Source organism: Nonomuraea sp. MG754425, from assembly GCF_021699195.1.
GTDB lineage: Bacteria > Actinomycetota > Actinomycetes > Streptosporangiales > Streptosporangiaceae > Nonomuraea.
Genome location: NZ_SSXE01000216.1, coordinates 1 through 15337 on the forward strand (window position 1 = coordinate 1; position 15337 = coordinate 15337).

The following is a 15337-nucleotide window of genomic DNA, read 5'->3' on the forward strand; positions in this document are numbered from 1 at the left end:
GCGAAACTCCGGCGGATAGTTGTTTGGCACTGCAGACTCCTTCTTCCGGGGACCAGGGTTCCCCAGAGATCAGGTGTCTACCAAACTGGGCCAACTCCATCGCGTACATGCGAGCAACCACCGAGCAACCATGTGTTCTTGACCATCGCCATTATGTGCCATTCGCCCCTTTCTCGACGCGGCTATGTGTTGCCGCGAGGCCTCGACCCGCAAGGCGGCCAAACGTGGACAAGCAACCACCGAGCAGTCATGCGTGGCGAGCTGGCGGACGTTGGCACTCGATCCGGAGACCCTGCGGCTGCTGCGCCAGCATGAGCGTGCGCAGCGCCGGCTGCCAGGGGGCGGAGGCTACCGACCAATCCGATCTTCACCCTAGGCAGCGGAGTGTCGCTGCCTCCACGTCCACCATCACCGCGCCGCCCTCTCTGGCATCCTCGGTCAGCAGCATCGCCGACAGTCGCCATCACACGATCAGGACGACGGTACGTGGCCTCGATCAAAGAGGCGGGAGTGTGGCCCGGAGCCTCGGCCCCAGTCCATTGAAGGCGTCATGTTTGGTGATCTGCCGAAAACTGCCTCGGGGGCTAACACCCAGGCCCTGATCGTTCTCGCTCGGGCGCTGCGCGAAGCCGGCCCCCTGCTTGGAATGACGGACGCCCCAACCGCCGAGATCATCCGTGTCGCTGATCAGCTGGAGCTGGTTGCACAGGAGGAGGACCCCAACCCGGAGCGGCTCAGGGGGATCCTGGCCAACGCGAGTGGATCCGCGCTGGGCGCGGTGCTTCTCTCAGTGATTTCGAGCGTTGCGGGCGGTTGAGACCCGTATTCCGACAGTCGAGAGTTGTGGGATATCGAGCGTTCCCAACCCACAATCGCCGCTGCGGTGGACTGAAGCCAGCTTCGGGGTCCTGCTTGCGCACTCGGAGACCAACGCAGACGCTTGGAACCTGTACACCGTCGTCTCGCTCCAGGTGCGCGACCGGGACGAGACCATCCGGACTAGCTAGTCGGCGCGAGTTCGGGCGTGGGCCTCGATCGCCCGGAGGACGGCGGTCTCCACGGCCCCTGGGGAGAGGCGGTCGGCATCCCGTGGCTGCACGATGATGCGTAGTTCTTCGGCCGTTCTCGCCTGGGCCTGGTACTGGAGAAAGCTGGAGACGATCAGTTCGATGAGGGCAGGGTGTTCTTGATCGTCGATCCGGGCGAGGCCGCTGCCCAGCACGCCGAGTGCGATGGGGCGGCGCTGGCCGAAGTACTCGACGGCGGGCCACAAAGAGCTGAGCGCCTTGCCGAGATCATCGAGGCTGGAGCTTGCTCGGTTGTCGTTTCCGATCCTGCTGTAGGCGAGGGCGAAGATGTGGCGATTCGCCTGATTGAGTGTCGCCACTGTGCCGACGGGATAGCGCCGCAGGTTGCCGCTCGGCTTGTCAGTGCGGCTTTCCAGAATGCTGGGCACGTTCGCCAACGCCGCTGCTATCTCCTTGTCCAGCGCCTCGTGGGCGCCGGCGTAGAGGCCGTGCACCAGCTGCCCGTTGAGGCTGCTGCGGCTGACGATGAGGTTGTCGACGGTGTCCGTCTCGAAGGTGTCGCCGAAGCCGATGACCAGATGGGCGTCGTCCTGTGCCAGCAGGTCGCCGACACGGACGGTGATCTCGGTGTTCGCGATGCCGGTCGGATACCGGCGGTTCAAGCCTGTCGCGGTGCCTCTACCGGCCAGGGAGGCCAGCAATGCGCGTGCCTCCCGGTCGTCAGGGTTCTCGCGGACGATGGATGCGGCCAGGTCGAGGGCCTCACCGTACAGTTCCGCCACTTGATAGTGCTCGATCAACCGCGAACGCGCCAGGTCGCGCAGCTCTTCCAGGTGTGCGACCCACTGCCCGGCCCAGCCGAAATCCACGACGTCGACCAGCGGTCGGCCGGTCCACAGGTCGAGGGCTGAGCGCAACTGACCCATCGCGTGCAGTTGCCCAAGCGAGTACGAATCTAGGATGAGCCGCTCGAATCTGGTCGCGTCGATCGCATCGGCGGAGAGGTTGAGCTGGTAGCCGGAGTTCCGGCCATGGTCCTTTGTCAGTAGCTCCGTGTCCTTCCCGCGCTGCGGGTCCAGAGCCTTCCGGATCTGGGAAACGCACCGGTAAAGGTAGAGCTTCTCATCCCGGGTCGAAGCCGATCCCGGTCTGCGAGCGACGGTTCGGATCACCTCGGTGATCAGGGTCTCCAGCCGAACCGGTTGGCCGAGATCGCGGGTGAGCCGGATAAGAACGGCCATGGCTCGCGGCTCAAGATGCTGGGGGATTCCATCACGGGCCAGGGTCGCGCGGCCCATCAACTGCAGCTCGATTTTCGCCACGGCTCCAGATTATGCCCCGGACATCAGTTCATCATCAAGGTGCCATCGGCTTTCCGGCGGTCCGGTGGTTTCACCGTCAGCAGCCGATGGATTTCCATGGTCGGTGATGGCGATGCACCGCCGAGAGGAACCAAGGAAGGGGGCTTCAGTGCCTGATGATCATGCGAAACCACTCGACTCTCACGCGCATTCCGGAAGTTCAGCATCGAACGCCGATTCTCGGCGGAGCCCGGTGGATGGTCTTCTCGAGAATCTAAGGGAGCTGTGGTCTCGTAGCGCGTCGAGGATCGCGGACCCTATCGGCATCCTGACCTATGGGGAGGTCGTCGAGTACCTGGCACTTCACCGGCCCGGGGTACGAGGAGCGCGCGGCGTGCTGTGTCGCGAGCGGGCCGCCGGCCGCTGGTACTACCGCCTCTTCTACATCGACGAGCACGACGCACCGGTGTTCGACGCCCACGGCCGTCTGATGGCCGCGAAGTCCGTCCTGGCGGCCCGCTGTGATGAGGAGCTGACGGAACTCTTCGGTGGCGCCGACATGATCATTATCGAATGAAGGGAACCGGCAGGTGCTGGAGATTATTCTGGGCGCCCTGGCGGCCGTCGTCATCGAGGTCGTCGTCAGGCTTCTACAGCTCGCCTATTCGGAGCTGATTCGGTGGTTCCTTGATCACACTCGTGTGGAGAACCCCGACAACGTCGCATTCACCCTGCGGACCGCGCTCGACAACAATCGCTACACGTTGGTCCAAGGTGTATTCAACAAGCGTTCGAACGAGGTCGAGCAGGCCCGGCGGATCAGTGCCGCGTCCGTGGACGGCCGGATCAAACGCGAACACGCGGTGAACGATCTGGTCGTCTACGAGTGAGAAGAAGTGACAAGGAGGTTGATGTGAAAAAGGGGGACCAGGTCAGCGCGGGTCGCCTTGAGGTGAGCTGCTTGCCCGAAGATTTGCCAGCCGGGCCTCGTGCGGTCTTCACGAGCAGGGTTCTTAGGTATGCGGCCGAGTTGTTCTCTGAGACCGGTATCGACAGGGTCGATCTCCGGGTGATGCGGCGTGGTGCGATCGTCGAAGTCCCGCCCGAGGCCGCGCCGGACGGGGTGCTCGATCTGGAACGGCGGATGTCCTACTTCGTTTCGGTCGAGCCCGCCTACCGGCTGGAACAGCTCGTTCTTCCGCCGGAGGTATGGGAGGCCCTGCACCTCGCGATGGACCGGATCCGGCTCCGTGCCTTGGTCTACGACGAGTGGGGACTGCGTGAGATCGAACCGCACCCGCACTCGGCGCTGAGCCTGCACGGGTCGCCAGGAACGGGGAAGACCACCGTCGCGCATGCACTCGCCGCGGAGCTCGGCAAGCGTGTCCTGCCGGTGCGGGCGTCGCAGCTGGAGAGCAAGTACCACGGGGAGGGCGGCAAATACCTGAACGCGCTGTTCGAGGCTGCCCGGTGTGCCGACGCCGTTCTGTTCGTCGATGAGGCGGAAACCCTGCTCTCGCGACGGTTCGAGAGCGTAGGGCAGGGTTCCGAGCAGGCCGTCAACACGATGCGCGGTGAGCTCGTCCAGCATCTGGACCGGTTCGAAGGACTGGCGATCTTCGCCACCAATCTGATCGGGAGCTACGATCCGGCCTTCCTCAGCCGGTTGCACCACGTCCACATCCCCGATCCCGACCATACGGCCCGCCGTGAGCTCTGGCGCACACACCTGCCGGCGGCGCTGCCGCACACTCTCACCGATGCCGATCTGGATCTGCTCGCCGATACCGACGGGATCGTCGGCCGGGACGTGAAGCACGTTGTCGAGGACGCCGCGATCACGGCCGCTCGGCGCGGAGGAGCGGAGGGCAGCGTTCAGGCGGCCGACGTTCGCATCGCCTTGGCGCAGTTCCTGGCTCGGCGTCCGGAGTTCACCGGCACGGAGAAATCGACGCCGGACGGGCTGCACTCGCTGGCCCCGAAGATCGCCGCTCGGCTGATCACCGGAGCGAACGGAATGGAAGGGGCTACGGAATGAACGGCGCTCCCAACTCCTGGGATCCGGAAGTCCTCGATGCCGCCATTGAAGAGACGGCCCGCGATGCCGCCGCAGCACGCCCGGGCGATCCCCGCCAGCTGGGAATCCAGCTCCGGCTCGCAGAGCTGGAGGCGCACCGCTTCCATCTCAGCTCCGACTCCGACGGGCTGAGGCGGGCCCGCCAGCACGCCGAGGCCGCACTGACGGCCGCTGACGCACCCGGCGTCCCGCCAGAGGCGCGCGGCCAGAGCATGGTGCTCCTCGCCACGATCCTCGCCGTCGCCCACAAGATCTGGGGCAAGGCATCCGATCGAGACTGGGCCATCCGGTTGCTGGAAGAGGCGCAGATCCACCCTGGCTCGGGCGGGCCGACCTATGCCGATCCGCTGGGCATGCCGGGGGCGACCCTGACCTTGGTCCTCACCGACATGCTTGTCCATCGCTGGCGGATGACGGGCACTGACGCCGATCTCGACCGGGCGGTCGACATCGCGCGGCGGGCCGTCGCGTCGGACGTCCCCGACGCGGCCGATCTCGAAGCGCTGGGTACCACGCTGATCCTCCAGCACGAGCGCGACGCCGATTCGGCGCTGCTCGCCGAATCCGTCCAGGCTCTCGGCCGGGCCTTCGACCTGATGCCCCCGGATCATCCCGGCAAGGTCCGGGTGCTGGCCGAGGGCTGCCAGAGCATGAGGCTGCTCGCCATGGCCACGGGCGATTCCGCGCCGCTGGACCAGGCGATCGGACTGATGGAGACGGCATTGGAGCGGATTTCGGACGGCCATCCTTTCCGGGTCAGACTGCTGGTCCAGTCCATGACCTGCCTGCTGATCCGCCGAGATCTGGTGGGGGGCGAAACCGATCTGGACAGAGGACTGGAGCGAATGCGGCTTGCGGTGAGCCTCACCCACCTCGGACCCGGCTATCTGGCGGAGGCCATGCTTCAGACCGGAATCGTCTGCAGAATGACGTCCGAGGCACGCCGAGATCTGCTACTCCTGAGCGAGGCGATCGATTGGTTCGGCAAGGCGGTCGAGATCGCCGAGGGCGCTGGCGGAGATCTCCCGGCGGGCTCTGCCGCTCGCCACCAGCGGGCGAGGGCCTTGCTGGCACGCTTCAGGGTCCAGGGGAACGGTTCGGATCTCGACGAAGCCGTTGCGGAGGCCGCTCGCGTGGTCACTCACGCCGGAACCGGCGAGATCGATCGCCCGGCCGCACTGCTCGGCCTCGCCGAAGGCCTCAGCGAGCGCTTCGGTGCTCGAGGCGCCGCCAAGGACCTTGACGAGGCGATCGCAAAGGCACGCGACGCCCTCGGGTGCAGCAGCGGCACGCAGTACGGCGGCTCGGCGTCATGGACGCTCGCACTTCTCCTGATGCGCCGACACGACAGCGAATACGGCTACGCCGCATTCCGGCCAGGCAGTTCCGACGTGGTAGAGGCGTTGGAGCTGGCATACAAAGCCGACCCCGTCATGCGGGGAGATCTCGGTGGGCGCCTTGACGCTCTCGCGCTTTCGGGTTCCCTGCACGCGCGCCTAGGCGCCTGGGCGGAGGCGGCTCGCGATCGTGAAGAGGCTCTGGCCCTGGTCCCCCTCGCGGTCTCGCTACGCGTCGACCGGGCGGACCGCGGACAGCGGCTCATCCGGTTTCAAGGGCTGGCCGCGGCGGCCGCACACACTTACCTTGAGGCAGGGCTGCCCGATCGAGCATTGGAGGTGCTGGAGCGCGGACGCGGAGTAGTCTTCGCACAGGAGCTTGCCTTGAGTGAGGCGGCGGCCCGGCTTCGCCGGCCAAGGCCGGACCTGGCGGCGAAGGCAGCCGAGGTCCGGGCAGCGCTGGTCGAAGCACCACCCCGGCATCACGGCCTCGCCTACGAGGCGGACGTCGCACGGCGCAAGGCCGCGAACGAGACCTGGCGGTCGCTGGTCGAGGAGATCAGGGCGGTCGACGGGTTCGCCGACTTCGACCGGCCGGTGGACTTCGCACAGGTGTCCGCAGTCGTCGGAGACGACACGATTGTCACTCTCACCGCCACTCCGACCAAGGGAATAGCCTTGATCATGCGCGGTGGCGCGCTGGAGACCTTGGAGCTGCCCGCGGCCGATGTCGAGTCGGCGGTCCGCGCGGCCACGGTGCTCGCCGCGGTCACCCACCCGGAGAACCTCGGGGATTCATTCGATCCGGCGACACTGTGGTTCCCCGCCGGCTGGTCGGCGGAGACCGATGGGCTGATATGGCCGCTCGACAGCGCCGAGATCGTCAGCCGTTGTGTTTCGGTCATCCTCACCTGGGCTTGGCGGGCCGTCGTCAGGCCCGTGCTTGATCGGCTCGGCCATGATCGAACCCCTCCGGCCGGGGGTACCTGGCCGCGAGTGACCTGGATCCCCTGTGGGCCTTTCGTGGCCTTCCCCCTGCACGCCGTAGGCGCGTACTTGGCACCCGAACCCGGCGGAGCAGCGCTCGATCGTGTCATTTCCTCCTACGCGATGAACCTGCGGGCACTGCTCCACGCTCGACGTCCGCACGAACCGCGGGTCGGTGGACCGGCGGACCGTCTGGCCGTCGGCGTTTCGCGGGCCCCTGGGGCAGAACCGTTGACAGGGGTCGCCCAAGAGATCAGGCAGGTGGTGAAGGCCCATCAGGCCGAGCCACTTCTCGACGAGGCCGCGACCAAGTCCGCGGTGCTTGCTCGACTACCGGAGGCCAGGACGGCGCACTTCGCCTGCCATGGGTTCGCTGATGCGTTCCGTCCGACTCAGGCATTTCTGCTGTTGCCCGATGGGAGACTCACCATCGGTGACATCATTGAGGCTGGCGGCACCGACGCGGATCTCGCGTACCTGTCGGCCTGCTCGACCGGCGCGGCGGGAGCGGTTCTGGCGGACGAAGGACTGACCCTGGCCGCCGCGATGCAGGTCGCTGGATTTCGGCACGTCGTCTCCACCCTGTGGCCCGTCCCCGATCTGCTGGCCAGGCTGGTCGCGGGTCACTTCTACAGGGAACTCGCCAAGGGGGCTGATCCGGCGGCGTCCCTCCACGCCGCCGTCCGCGAGTGCCGCGACGGCTTCGGCTATCCCGTCTCCGACTACTCCTGTTTCACCCACCATGGGCCTGGTTCCGCGGATGCGGCGTCGGCCCCTCAGCACGGCTGAGAGGAAACCGCTATGACGGCAATTCGCATGTATCCCAGAGACCCTGACGAGCGCATGGAATTCCTCGACGTCCTCACGGCGATCGGCGGCCGGCTGCTCGCCCCCACCGCCTGGCGGGTTGTTGATGGGATTCTCGCCGAGATCGAGGCGTCCCTCGAACCCACGACCGGGCAGATCCCGGCGGTCCTCGTCGGCCGTCTCGACGCGGCGTCAGGTGATCGCATCGTCCTCGCCACGACCAACGGCGAGCCTGTCCCCGACGAGGTCAGGGAGCGTCTCAACCGCCTGGCGGAAAGTCTGGTCATGCCGACGGAGGCCACGGTGTCCGATGCCCGCCGAGCGGAAACGGGTTGAGGTGACCACACCAGCGGTGAAGGAAGCACACCACGTTCTCCATGTCTTCGTCCACACCGGAGGTATCGATCCAGAGCACGGCTACGCGGCCGTGCGCCGGATCTGGACAGGTGCGCGAGACACCTTCCAACTGGACCAAGCCGTCCCCGAACTCGGCGTGCCGGACTCCCTGCCCGGCGCGGTGGCTCAGCTGCCGCCTTTCCCCGACCCGACGCGGCCGGCCGTTCTCGTCGCGGCGCGGACGAACCCGGAGCGAACCGGCCAGGCACTGGTACGACGGCATCACGACACACTGAACCTCTCGGTCGTGGTGCCCGCGCCCGTCGCCGGATCGCGCCTGCCGGGCTGGCAGGCGGCCGAGGAACCGCTTCTTTCGATCATCGAACCGGTGAAAGACCGCCTGATGGGCGTTGTTCACCTCTACGCCGCGACTCTCGAAGAACTGTCATCTGCTCAGGTACTCGGCGAGCCGGGAGCCTTGCGGGACTACGCCTGCGCCCTTCTGCCGGCCCTTCCGACCGGACGGGCCGGGGCGACGACGGACTGGTGCGACAGGGGCGTCGACACAGGAGCGAACTGCATTCTGTGGGAGATCGAACCTGGGATCGCTGGCCGGGTGGACAGGCGATTGCTGGCCATCGGGGACGGGCGCCGTGACGCCGACTTCAGCGCGCTGATCTGGTCGGCGGGCACCGCCTCGATTCCACAGCTGGGACGGTACCTTCTGCATGCCGCGAAGCTGCGCCACCAGGTGCGGGTCTGGAGCCGCGATCATGAAGCGTTGCGTCGTCCGATGCCCACCGCGGAGAAGGCCGAGGCCGTCGCCATGGTGAAGACCATGGAGCTCGCCACTGAAATGATCATGGATAACATGGCAAGCGCACTGGGGGCCGCCGGAATCGAGGCCGTCGACCGCGGCTTGTTCGCAGAAGACCGCTACCTGGCGGCCTGGTTCCACGGGAACCTTGCGGATGAGGTCCGGTTCCTCGAAATGGCCGATACCGCAGCTTCTCTGGTGAGCGTGGAAGCGGAGTCCGACGCCACCGATCCCGACTACGACAGGCGCAGAGTCTTCGTCGTGCATGGTCGTGACCTCGAACTGTGCGGGCAACTCTTCGCCTTCCTGCGGAGCGTGGGGCTGCAACCGCTGGAATGGGAATCGGTCGTGCGGGAGACTGGCCAGCCGACTCCCTATCTTCGGAGTGTGATCGCGAAGGGGCTCGCCTCGGCCGGCGCGATCATCGTCCTTCTCACCGCCGACGACACCGTCCAGCTCCACGGCGATCTCGTGACGGATAAGGATGATCTTGAGGACGTCGAGGTGGCCATGCAGGCGCGCCCGAACGTCTACCTCGAGCTCGGCATGGCGCTCATGATGTACCCCACGCGAACGATCATCGCGAAGGCCGGTCGCATGAGAGAGGCCAGCGACCTCTCCGGCCTCAACTACGTCGATCTCACCGGCACCGCGGAGAGCGCACGAAAGCTTCTCTCGCGGCTTCACGTCGCGGGGTGCTTCGGTGCATCCCCCGCCCCCGAGGTCGAGGAGCCCGGTCCGTTCGGCCGCCCGACCGCATGGAAGCGGAAGCCGGAGGGCGCGCCGGACAGATCCCGTTTCCCGGAGACTGGAGATTCTCATGAACCTCGCTGACAGGTTCCTCATGCTCATGGCCCCGGCCGCTGTACGTCGCGACTTTCTGCTGATTGGAGAGTCGCAGAGCGGCAAGACGACGTTGAAGGGCGCTCTGTCCGGGAATTGGAGGCCGGCGCAGACGCGCACCCTCACCAGGATCTCTGAGGAGTATTTCCGGACTGCAGTCACCACTTCATTCCTGCACCTCTTCCAGATGCCGATCGTCATCCGAAGCGTTGTGGACATCAGCGGGCGGGACGAGCTCTGGACGGAATCCGGCAGGACCTCGAGAAGACGGGGATCTGCGTCCTGTACGTGCTCAAGGCCACGCATCTCATGGATGAGAGGCGGCGGAGGGCGGAGAACACCACGCATGAGCACGGCGCGGGCTGGGTGCGCGTCCTCGAGGATGCCAGCCGGATTCATGACCGGGTCAAGCCCGGTTGCCAGGTGATCATCGTGGTGACTCACGCCGACTTGGATCCCGATTACCGGAGGATGGACCGAGCGGAGTACCGCGAACACTTCAAGCCGCTGATCATCGAAATGGAGGGCAACATGGGGCGTGGCCCTGGCGGAGTGTCCACCGTCATCGGAAGTCTGGCCACGTCATCAGATGCCCATGGTCTGGCCCACGACGTGACCACGGAGGCGCGCGCATGGCGCTTACGCTGCGGCTCCTCTACTGCGAATATGAGGACGGCAGGCCGCCGTTCGCCTGGATTGACGACCGGCTGCAGAGCGCAGGCCAGGCCCATCTCCTCATGAGCTTCTTTGGGCGATGACGGTCGGATCGGCCCGGTGACCGCAGGGCGGCGCGCCATGAGGGTTCCCTGTTGCTCGAGACCAGCGCCGACTTCCTGCATCTGGGACGTCCCCAGGGGGTGGTCGTCATCGTCGCCGGTGTCGACTCTCCTCGGTCCGGTGGACAGGATGAGGCCGAGATCGCTAGGAAGATCGTCAACGTGTGCGGTGCCCAAACGCGGCTACTGCTGCTGAGCTGGGCGCTTGCCGGACGGTCAGGCTGCTCTGCGGTACTCGCTGATCAATCCTGTGACGGTCCTTCGACGGTGAATCCGGGAGGCCATGTCGATCACTTCGCTGGGGTCGTGCAACGGCGGGCGGAGGGAGCGGCCCTGATGCGGGCGATGATGGTGGAAATGGTGTTCGTCCTCGGTCAGGACCTTACGCAGGTGCCGCCCACTATGGATGAGCAGGTGATCGAGGCACTCTCGGCGTAGTGTTCCCACGAACCGTTCGGCGAATGCGTTCGCCCGTGGTGACTGGACGGGCGTCTTGATGGCCCGCACGCTGGCGGCGGTGAACACCTCATCGAAGGAGCGGGAGAACTTGCTGTCACGGTCCCGGATGAGGAACTTGAACGCGCCGGCGCGGTCTCCCAGGTCCATCGGCAGGTTCCGGGCTTGCTGGGTGGTCCATGCGCCCGTTGGGTTGGCGGTGAGGCCCAGCACGTGCACGCGGCGTGTCTCGATCTCCATGACGAACAGGACGTACAGGCGTTTGAGGAAGACAGTGTCGACGTGCAGGAAGTCGCAGGCCAGGATGCCGGAGGCTTGTGAAGTGAGGAACTGTCGCCAGGTCGGTGAGGTCTGTCGTGGAGCTGGGCCGAGGCCGGCCGCGGTGAGGATCCGGCGGATGGTGCCCCGATTCGATGGCCGAGACCGAGCAGTTCCTCCTGGATCCGCCGGTGCCTCCATCGGGGATTCTCCCTGGCCAGCCGGATGACCAGATGACGTAGCTCATCCGGGACCGGTGGACGCCCGGCCGCGTTCGGGTACGTCCAGCGTTGGCTGACCAGCCGGCGGTGCCAGGACAGCAAGGTGCCCGGCGTCACGGTCCGATGGGGGCGAAGCCGTGCGGGCAGCAGTCGCGCCAGTGCGGCCAGCAGCGCCCGGTCGGCCCAGTCCGGTTGCGGCCCGGGAAGCCTGACGACGCAGGACGGCGACCTCATGACGCAGCACCAAAATCTCCACGTCCTTGGAGGTGCCGCCTCGCGCGAGAACCGGACCATCAGCAGATACAGCAGGCGTAGGAACACGAGTGCCGAGGATAGAAGGCCCGGTCAGACGCCATGGACGAGTTTTGGCACCGCACACGCCACCGGCATGTTGTACGCGGGCGCCGTTTTCAGGAGCCCCGAGGTCAGCGCCATGCTCACCCTGGAGAGATACTCCGACCCCGCCCCGTCCTGCTACGTCGTGCCGCCGATTCCTTACCAGCAGAGCGGCTGGAAATACACCTGGCAGAACAACACCGACAGCGAGATCGTCATCTACCCCTCCAGCGACTGCACCGGCCCCGCCCTCACCACCGTTGCGGCAAACGGCGGTTATGCCGAAACGAGCAGGAACGCCAAAAGCTTCGAGGTCCTGGGCTGACAGTGATGATGTAGATGAGCGCCTCCCGCCAGGGTTTGACCCATGGACTGACTGACCGCAGGGTCCTCAACGGGATCTGTCGGCCCTGGCCGGGAAGCACTCATGTGCACTCACCGGACGTGGCGCCTGTGACTTCATGGGAGCCTGGCCAGAGGCCCCATCACTGTCTTGTCCGCCTTGCCCGGCCGGTGCGTGCCGCCCTGCCCCCGGTCGAGACGACAGGACGACGATGACCTCCATTACACCCGAAAAAGCGCCGATCAACGACGTCGCCGGCGGCGTGGACACCCACCAGGACACCCACACCGCAGCAGTGATCGACCTGGTCGGCCGGGTCCTGGGCACCGAACAGTTCCCCGCCACCCCAGCCGGATACACCGCCCTGCTGACCTGGATGCGCACCTTCGGGCACCTGACACGGGTCGGGGTCGAAGGCACCGGCGTCTACGGAGCCGGCCTGACCCGCCTGCTGCAGGCCGAGCACATCGACGTGATCGAAATCGACCGGCCCGACCGCAAAACCCGACGGTTCCAAGGCAAGTCCGACCCGATCGACGCGATCCAGGCCGCCAAGGCCGCACTCGCCGGCGACCGCACCGGCACCCCCAAGCAGCGCGACGGCCGCATCGAGGCGCTGCGGAACCTGCGCATCGCCCGACGCAGCGCCATCGACCAGCGCGCCGATACGCAACGCCGCCTCAAAGCCCTGATCGTGACCGCCCCTGATGCGCTCCGTCAGCAGCTGCGCGGCCTGTCGATCACGCAACTGATCACCACCAGAGCCGGCAAGGTAGGCCGACACCAGCTCGGCGCTCATCCCGGCCACCGCCCACATGCTGGTCGTGCGTTCCCCCTCGGGGGGCAGGATCAGGATGCGGCTCGCGTCGGCGGGCAGACGCGGCGGGCCGGCGGCGAGAATCTCCTCCACAGTGCCGCCCAGGTCACGCGCCGTGGCCGGTGAGATCCCGGCGTCAGCCAGCCGGGCGGCGTCACCCGGCGCGAAGCCCGGAGGACGCCAGAACTCGTCCCACCAGCCGGCCTCACGCCACTGGCCGGGCGTGAGCGCGGCCAGTGCCGCGCCGTCACCGGGTTCGGACAGGCGGAACAGCCTCCTGCTGTCGCGGATCTGTCGGCCGGTCCAGCGCGCGTCGAGCAGAGCGGCGACCGCGGTCTCGGCGGCGCCGATCTCCTTGGCGAGTGCTGCCGGGTTGTCGTACTCGGCGTACAGGTCGGCGATCAGCGCCTGTCGTTCGGGGGTGAGCGGGTGACGCACCGCGACGGCGCCGCCGAGGTTGTTGACCGACCAGTCGTCGTTGTCGAGCCCGTTGTGAATCCAGGTCCACACGAACCCGCTCTCTTGGTCCACGTACACCGTGGTCGGGTGGGTGGTGCCGGCGACGCTGCCCGGGATGGACACCTCGGTGCCGAAACTGACGCCTGCCAACTCCTCGGCCACAGGCCGGTGGCAGTCGGCGGCGGGCTCGTACCTGTTCACGGTGAGCAGGTTCCGGACGCGGCGGGCGAGAGCGGCGCGGCGGGCCCGTTTGGCCTCGGCGGCCAGGACGGGGGCGGCCTCTTCGGCGGTGGCGGCGCGCACGATGCTGTCGTGGGCGTCGTACCAGTCGCCGTCGTCGATCTCCTCCTCGCGGCGGTGCCAGGAGGCCAGGCCTACCCCGATGAACGACACCAGCGTGCCGCCCGGGTACACCTCGATCGAGCGGTAGCCGATCGCGTCAGTGGGCGGCTGCTCAGCGAGCGGGATGAGGACCTGGACGCGGGTGACCTCGTGTTCCGCGCCACTCAATTTGAGGACGAAGCTTGGGTTGATGGTCAGCGGGCGTGAGGACAGGATCCATGTGCGGGCTTAACTGGTGTCCGTTTTCGTGTGCGACGCCATGGTGAGGATGAGCGCCCGACTCGCGGGGATTCGATCGTCTTCTCGATGACGGTTGCAGATCGATCGTTCCGTCTTGGTTGAGGCGTTCCGGGGTGGGCGGCAACGTGACGACGTCCGTTGAGAAGACCACGGCCCTCCCGGTTCCGTTTTGGCGGGCGAGCTCGGGAAGGCGTCCGCGCCGGTCGCGCTGCTCATCGTGTGAGCGGACGCATGTGCTGTTGCCGAAACCGATCAGGAGGGCTGGCCACCCCGTGAGTCATCGAGGCCAAAGCCGACACTGGCTCCGCCGAGGTTTGTCACCAGGATGCAGAGACCCGCGCAGGTGGCGCTGTGAGCCAGGCGGCTTCGCCCTCAGAGCTGATCGCGGGCCGCTGATATGTGCGGAGTGGTCGTACCATTCGCCAACTGTTTCCCCACACGTTCAGAACCGGTTTTCAGCCTTGTTCATGAAAGATAGCGAGAAACAAAGAGAGATGCGGCCCGAGTGCGCAGTAATTTATGCACGAGTCTGGCCGCCCCTCATCCTTTATTCGGTGAATCCTTGGTTTCTCAGATGAGAAACCAGTTCCTGAACGCTCTTGTATTGAAGCCAGGCGGCTCCGCCCACATTAAGCGGTTCTAGGCCGCCGATGAGAGCTGTGGATCCTTCCGACTGCTGTTGCGAGACCTGCGGGTCCTCCAGTATTAGCCCCTGAGGGGGTACAAGCATCAGTTGTGCCCCTGGGGGCAGAGGAGTGCCCAAGTTGGCAATGGACTGCTCCTGTTTCGGCCGTTCACGCGGGAAAGCGAGCACCTTGGTGCCGGCAGGCAAAGCCTTCTCAAAGTCCGAAACAGATTTGTACGGCTTCCATTGATCGGCCGGCACCGCCGGATCGCTGAGAACGGCGCCCTGAGAGAGTTCAATGAAGATGAGATTCTCAGGAATTGATTCTCTCCCCTTGACGCCCTTCATTGATTCCGTCACGCGCATCCGCAAAACGATGCGGTAGTCAAGTGTGCCAGTACCACTTTCGAGTATGGGGCCCTGCTGCCAGCCGTCGATGACACCGGCGGCAACGATAGGTCGATCCGCAGCGAGCGCCTCGGGGGTTTCGTATGCTGGGAAGTCGTACTCCGCTGTCCGGAGGACGGATATGTCAAGGCTCCCCTTGCCTTCTGCATAGGAAAGGTTTGGGGGTGACGATGCCGCCGTGTTGTTGGCGGCGCTGCATGCAGACATGGCTGTGATCGCTGCAAGTGCGAGGGTGAAGATCAAGGGCTTTCTCATTATGCTTCCTTTCCGCGATCAGGCCCAGTGGGGGTTCAAGTCGGCGATGTGATGCGGATTGTATGTGTGAATCCATGATCCGGTGTGATTGCCGATCTTCGTGACGTCTCCACTTGCCATGCAGTCTTGCGGCTGTCCGAATTCGCCAGGCGGCTCGGGAATGGAACCGGCAGGCTCATCCCCCGATCAGGGCCGACCGGGATACGCGCCGGCGGGAACCACAGATCGCACTGCGCGAGTTCGCCCGGCTGGTAGCTGGTCCGCGAAG

General features: G+C 66.0%; 14 protein-coding genes. 11 read left to right on the forward strand and 3 right to left on the reverse strand.

Annotation, left to right across the window (positions count from 1 at the left end; genetic code table 11):
* The first annotated feature begins 550 nt into the window (after positions 1-550).
* Positions 551-817, forward strand: coding sequence for a hypothetical protein (locus FAF44_RS45100; RefSeq protein ID WP_237109602.1), 267 nt, complete (start codon positions 551-553; stop codon positions 815-817).
* A 186-nt stretch (positions 818-1003) separates the two neighbouring features.
* Here the strand turns inward: FAF44_RS45100 and FAF44_RS45105 are convergent, their stop codons facing one another.
* On the reverse strand, positions 1004-2350 hold the full coding sequence (locus FAF44_RS45105; RefSeq protein WP_237109603.1) for a macro domain-containing protein: 1347 nt from the start codon (positions 2348-2350) through the stop codon (positions 1004-1006).
* Positions 2351-2582: 232 nt separating this feature from the next.
* Here FAF44_RS45105 and FAF44_RS45110 point away from each other — a divergent pair, with 232 nt between their 5' ends.
* The 7 genes from FAF44_RS45110 to FAF44_RS45140 all read left to right on the forward strand — a co-directional run bounded on the left by FAF44_RS45110 (position 2583) and on the right by FAF44_RS45140 (position 10274).
* Positions 2583-2906 (forward strand): hypothetical protein, encoded by a 324-nt coding sequence (locus FAF44_RS45110; protein ID WP_237109604.1) that lies wholly within the window; start codon positions 2583-2585, stop codon positions 2904-2906.
* A gap of 13 nt (positions 2907-2919) precedes the next feature.
* Entirely contained in the window at positions 2920-3219 is a 300-nt protein-coding gene (locus FAF44_RS45115) for a hypothetical protein (RefSeq protein ID WP_237109605.1), read from the forward strand.
* A gap of 140 nt (positions 3220-3359) precedes the next feature.
* A complete protein-coding gene (locus FAF44_RS45120) occupies positions 3360-4367 on the forward strand; it encodes an ATP-binding protein (RefSeq protein WP_237109606.1) in 1008 nt (335 codons plus the stop codon).
* Positions 4364-7519, forward strand: a complete 3156-nt coding sequence (locus tag FAF44_RS45125) for a CHAT domain-containing protein (protein WP_237109607.1) — start codon at positions 4364-4366, stop codon at positions 7517-7519. Before FAF44_RS45120 ends, FAF44_RS45125 begins: the two co-directional genes overlap by 4 nt.
* Before the next feature lie 12 nt (positions 7520-7531).
* A complete protein-coding gene (locus FAF44_RS45130) occupies positions 7532-7873 on the forward strand; it encodes a CATRA system-associated protein (RefSeq protein WP_237109608.1) in 342 nt (113 codons plus the stop codon).
* Positions 7848-9524, forward strand: coding sequence for a CATRA conflict system CASPASE/TPR repeat-associated protein (locus FAF44_RS45135; protein WP_237109609.1), 1677 nt, complete (start codon positions 7848-7850; stop codon positions 9522-9524). Before FAF44_RS45130 ends, FAF44_RS45135 begins: the two co-directional genes overlap by 26 nt.
* A 297-nt stretch (positions 9525-9821) precedes the next feature.
* A complete protein-coding gene (locus FAF44_RS45140) occupies positions 9822-10274 on the forward strand; it encodes a hypothetical protein (protein WP_237109610.1) in 453 nt (150 codons plus the stop codon).
* 251 nt (positions 10275-10525) lie between these two features.
* On the opposite strand, the gene FAF44_RS45145 is transcribed toward FAF44_RS45140, so the two are convergent.
* The gene (locus FAF44_RS45145) at positions 10526-11224 is read right to left on the reverse strand and encodes an integrase core domain-containing protein (protein WP_237109611.1); all 699 of its coding nucleotides are present in this window, start codon (positions 11222-11224) and stop codon (positions 10526-10528) included.
* A gap of 408 nt (positions 11225-11632) precedes the next feature.
* On the opposite strand from FAF44_RS45145, the gene FAF44_RS45150 reads away from it, so the two are divergent.
* From FAF44_RS45150 to FAF44_RS56510, 3 genes are all read left to right on the forward strand, one after another.
* Positions 11633-11905: a hypothetical protein gene (locus tag FAF44_RS45150; RefSeq protein ID WP_237109612.1), complete on the forward strand. Its 273-nt coding sequence runs from the start codon at positions 11633-11635 to the stop codon at positions 11903-11905.
* Between the two features lie 229 nt (positions 11906-12134).
* Positions 12135-12866, forward strand: a complete 732-nt coding sequence (locus tag FAF44_RS56505; RefSeq protein ID WP_368857793.1) for a transposase — start codon at positions 12135-12137, stop codon at positions 12864-12866.
* 448 nt (positions 12867-13314) lie between these two features.
* On the forward strand, positions 13315-13629 hold the full coding sequence (locus tag FAF44_RS56510) for a hypothetical protein (RefSeq protein WP_368857794.1): 315 nt from the start codon (positions 13315-13317) through the stop codon (positions 13627-13629).
* 699 nt (positions 13630-14328) lie between these two features.
* Here the strand turns inward: FAF44_RS56510 and FAF44_RS45160 are convergent.
* The gene (locus FAF44_RS45160) at positions 14329-15069 is read right to left on the reverse strand and encodes a hypothetical protein (protein WP_237109614.1); all 741 of its coding nucleotides are present in this window, start codon (positions 15067-15069) and stop codon (positions 14329-14331) included.
* Between the last annotated feature and the right edge of the window lie 268 nt (positions 15070-15337).

Bases quoted from the DNA above. Each gene is read 5' to 3' on its own strand.
- FAF44_RS56505 (WP_368857793.1), top strand. From the start codon at position 12,135: ATGACCTCCATTACACCCGAAAAAGCGCCGATCAACGACGTCGCCGGC.
- FAF44_RS45135 (WP_237109609.1), top strand. From the start codon at position 7,848: ATGCCCGCCGAGCGGAAACGGGTTGAGGTGACCACACCAGCGGTGAAG.
- FAF44_RS45160 (WP_237109614.1), bottom strand. From the start codon at position 15,069: ATGAGAAAGCCCTTGATCTTCACCCTCGCACTTGCAGCGATCACAGCC.
- FAF44_RS45145 (WP_237109611.1), bottom strand. From the start codon at position 11,224: ATGGAGGCACCGGCGGATCCAGGAGGAACTGCTCGGTCTCGGCCATCG.
- FAF44_RS45130 (WP_237109608.1), top strand. From the start codon at position 7,532: ATGACGGCAATTCGCATGTATCCCAGAGACCCTGACGAGCGCATGGAA.
- FAF44_RS45150 (WP_237109612.1), top strand. From the start codon at position 11,633: ATGTTGTACGCGGGCGCCGTTTTCAGGAGCCCCGAGGTCAGCGCCATG.
- FAF44_RS45125 (WP_237109607.1), top strand. From the start codon at position 4,364: ATGAACGGCGCTCCCAACTCCTGGGATCCGGAAGTCCTCGATGCCGCC.
- FAF44_RS56510 (WP_368857794.1), top strand. From the start codon at position 13,315: ATGGACACCTCGGTGCCGAAACTGACGCCTGCCAACTCCTCGGCCACA.
- FAF44_RS45100 (WP_237109602.1), top strand. From the start codon at position 551: ATGTTTGGTGATCTGCCGAAAACTGCCTCGGGGGCTAACACCCAGGCC.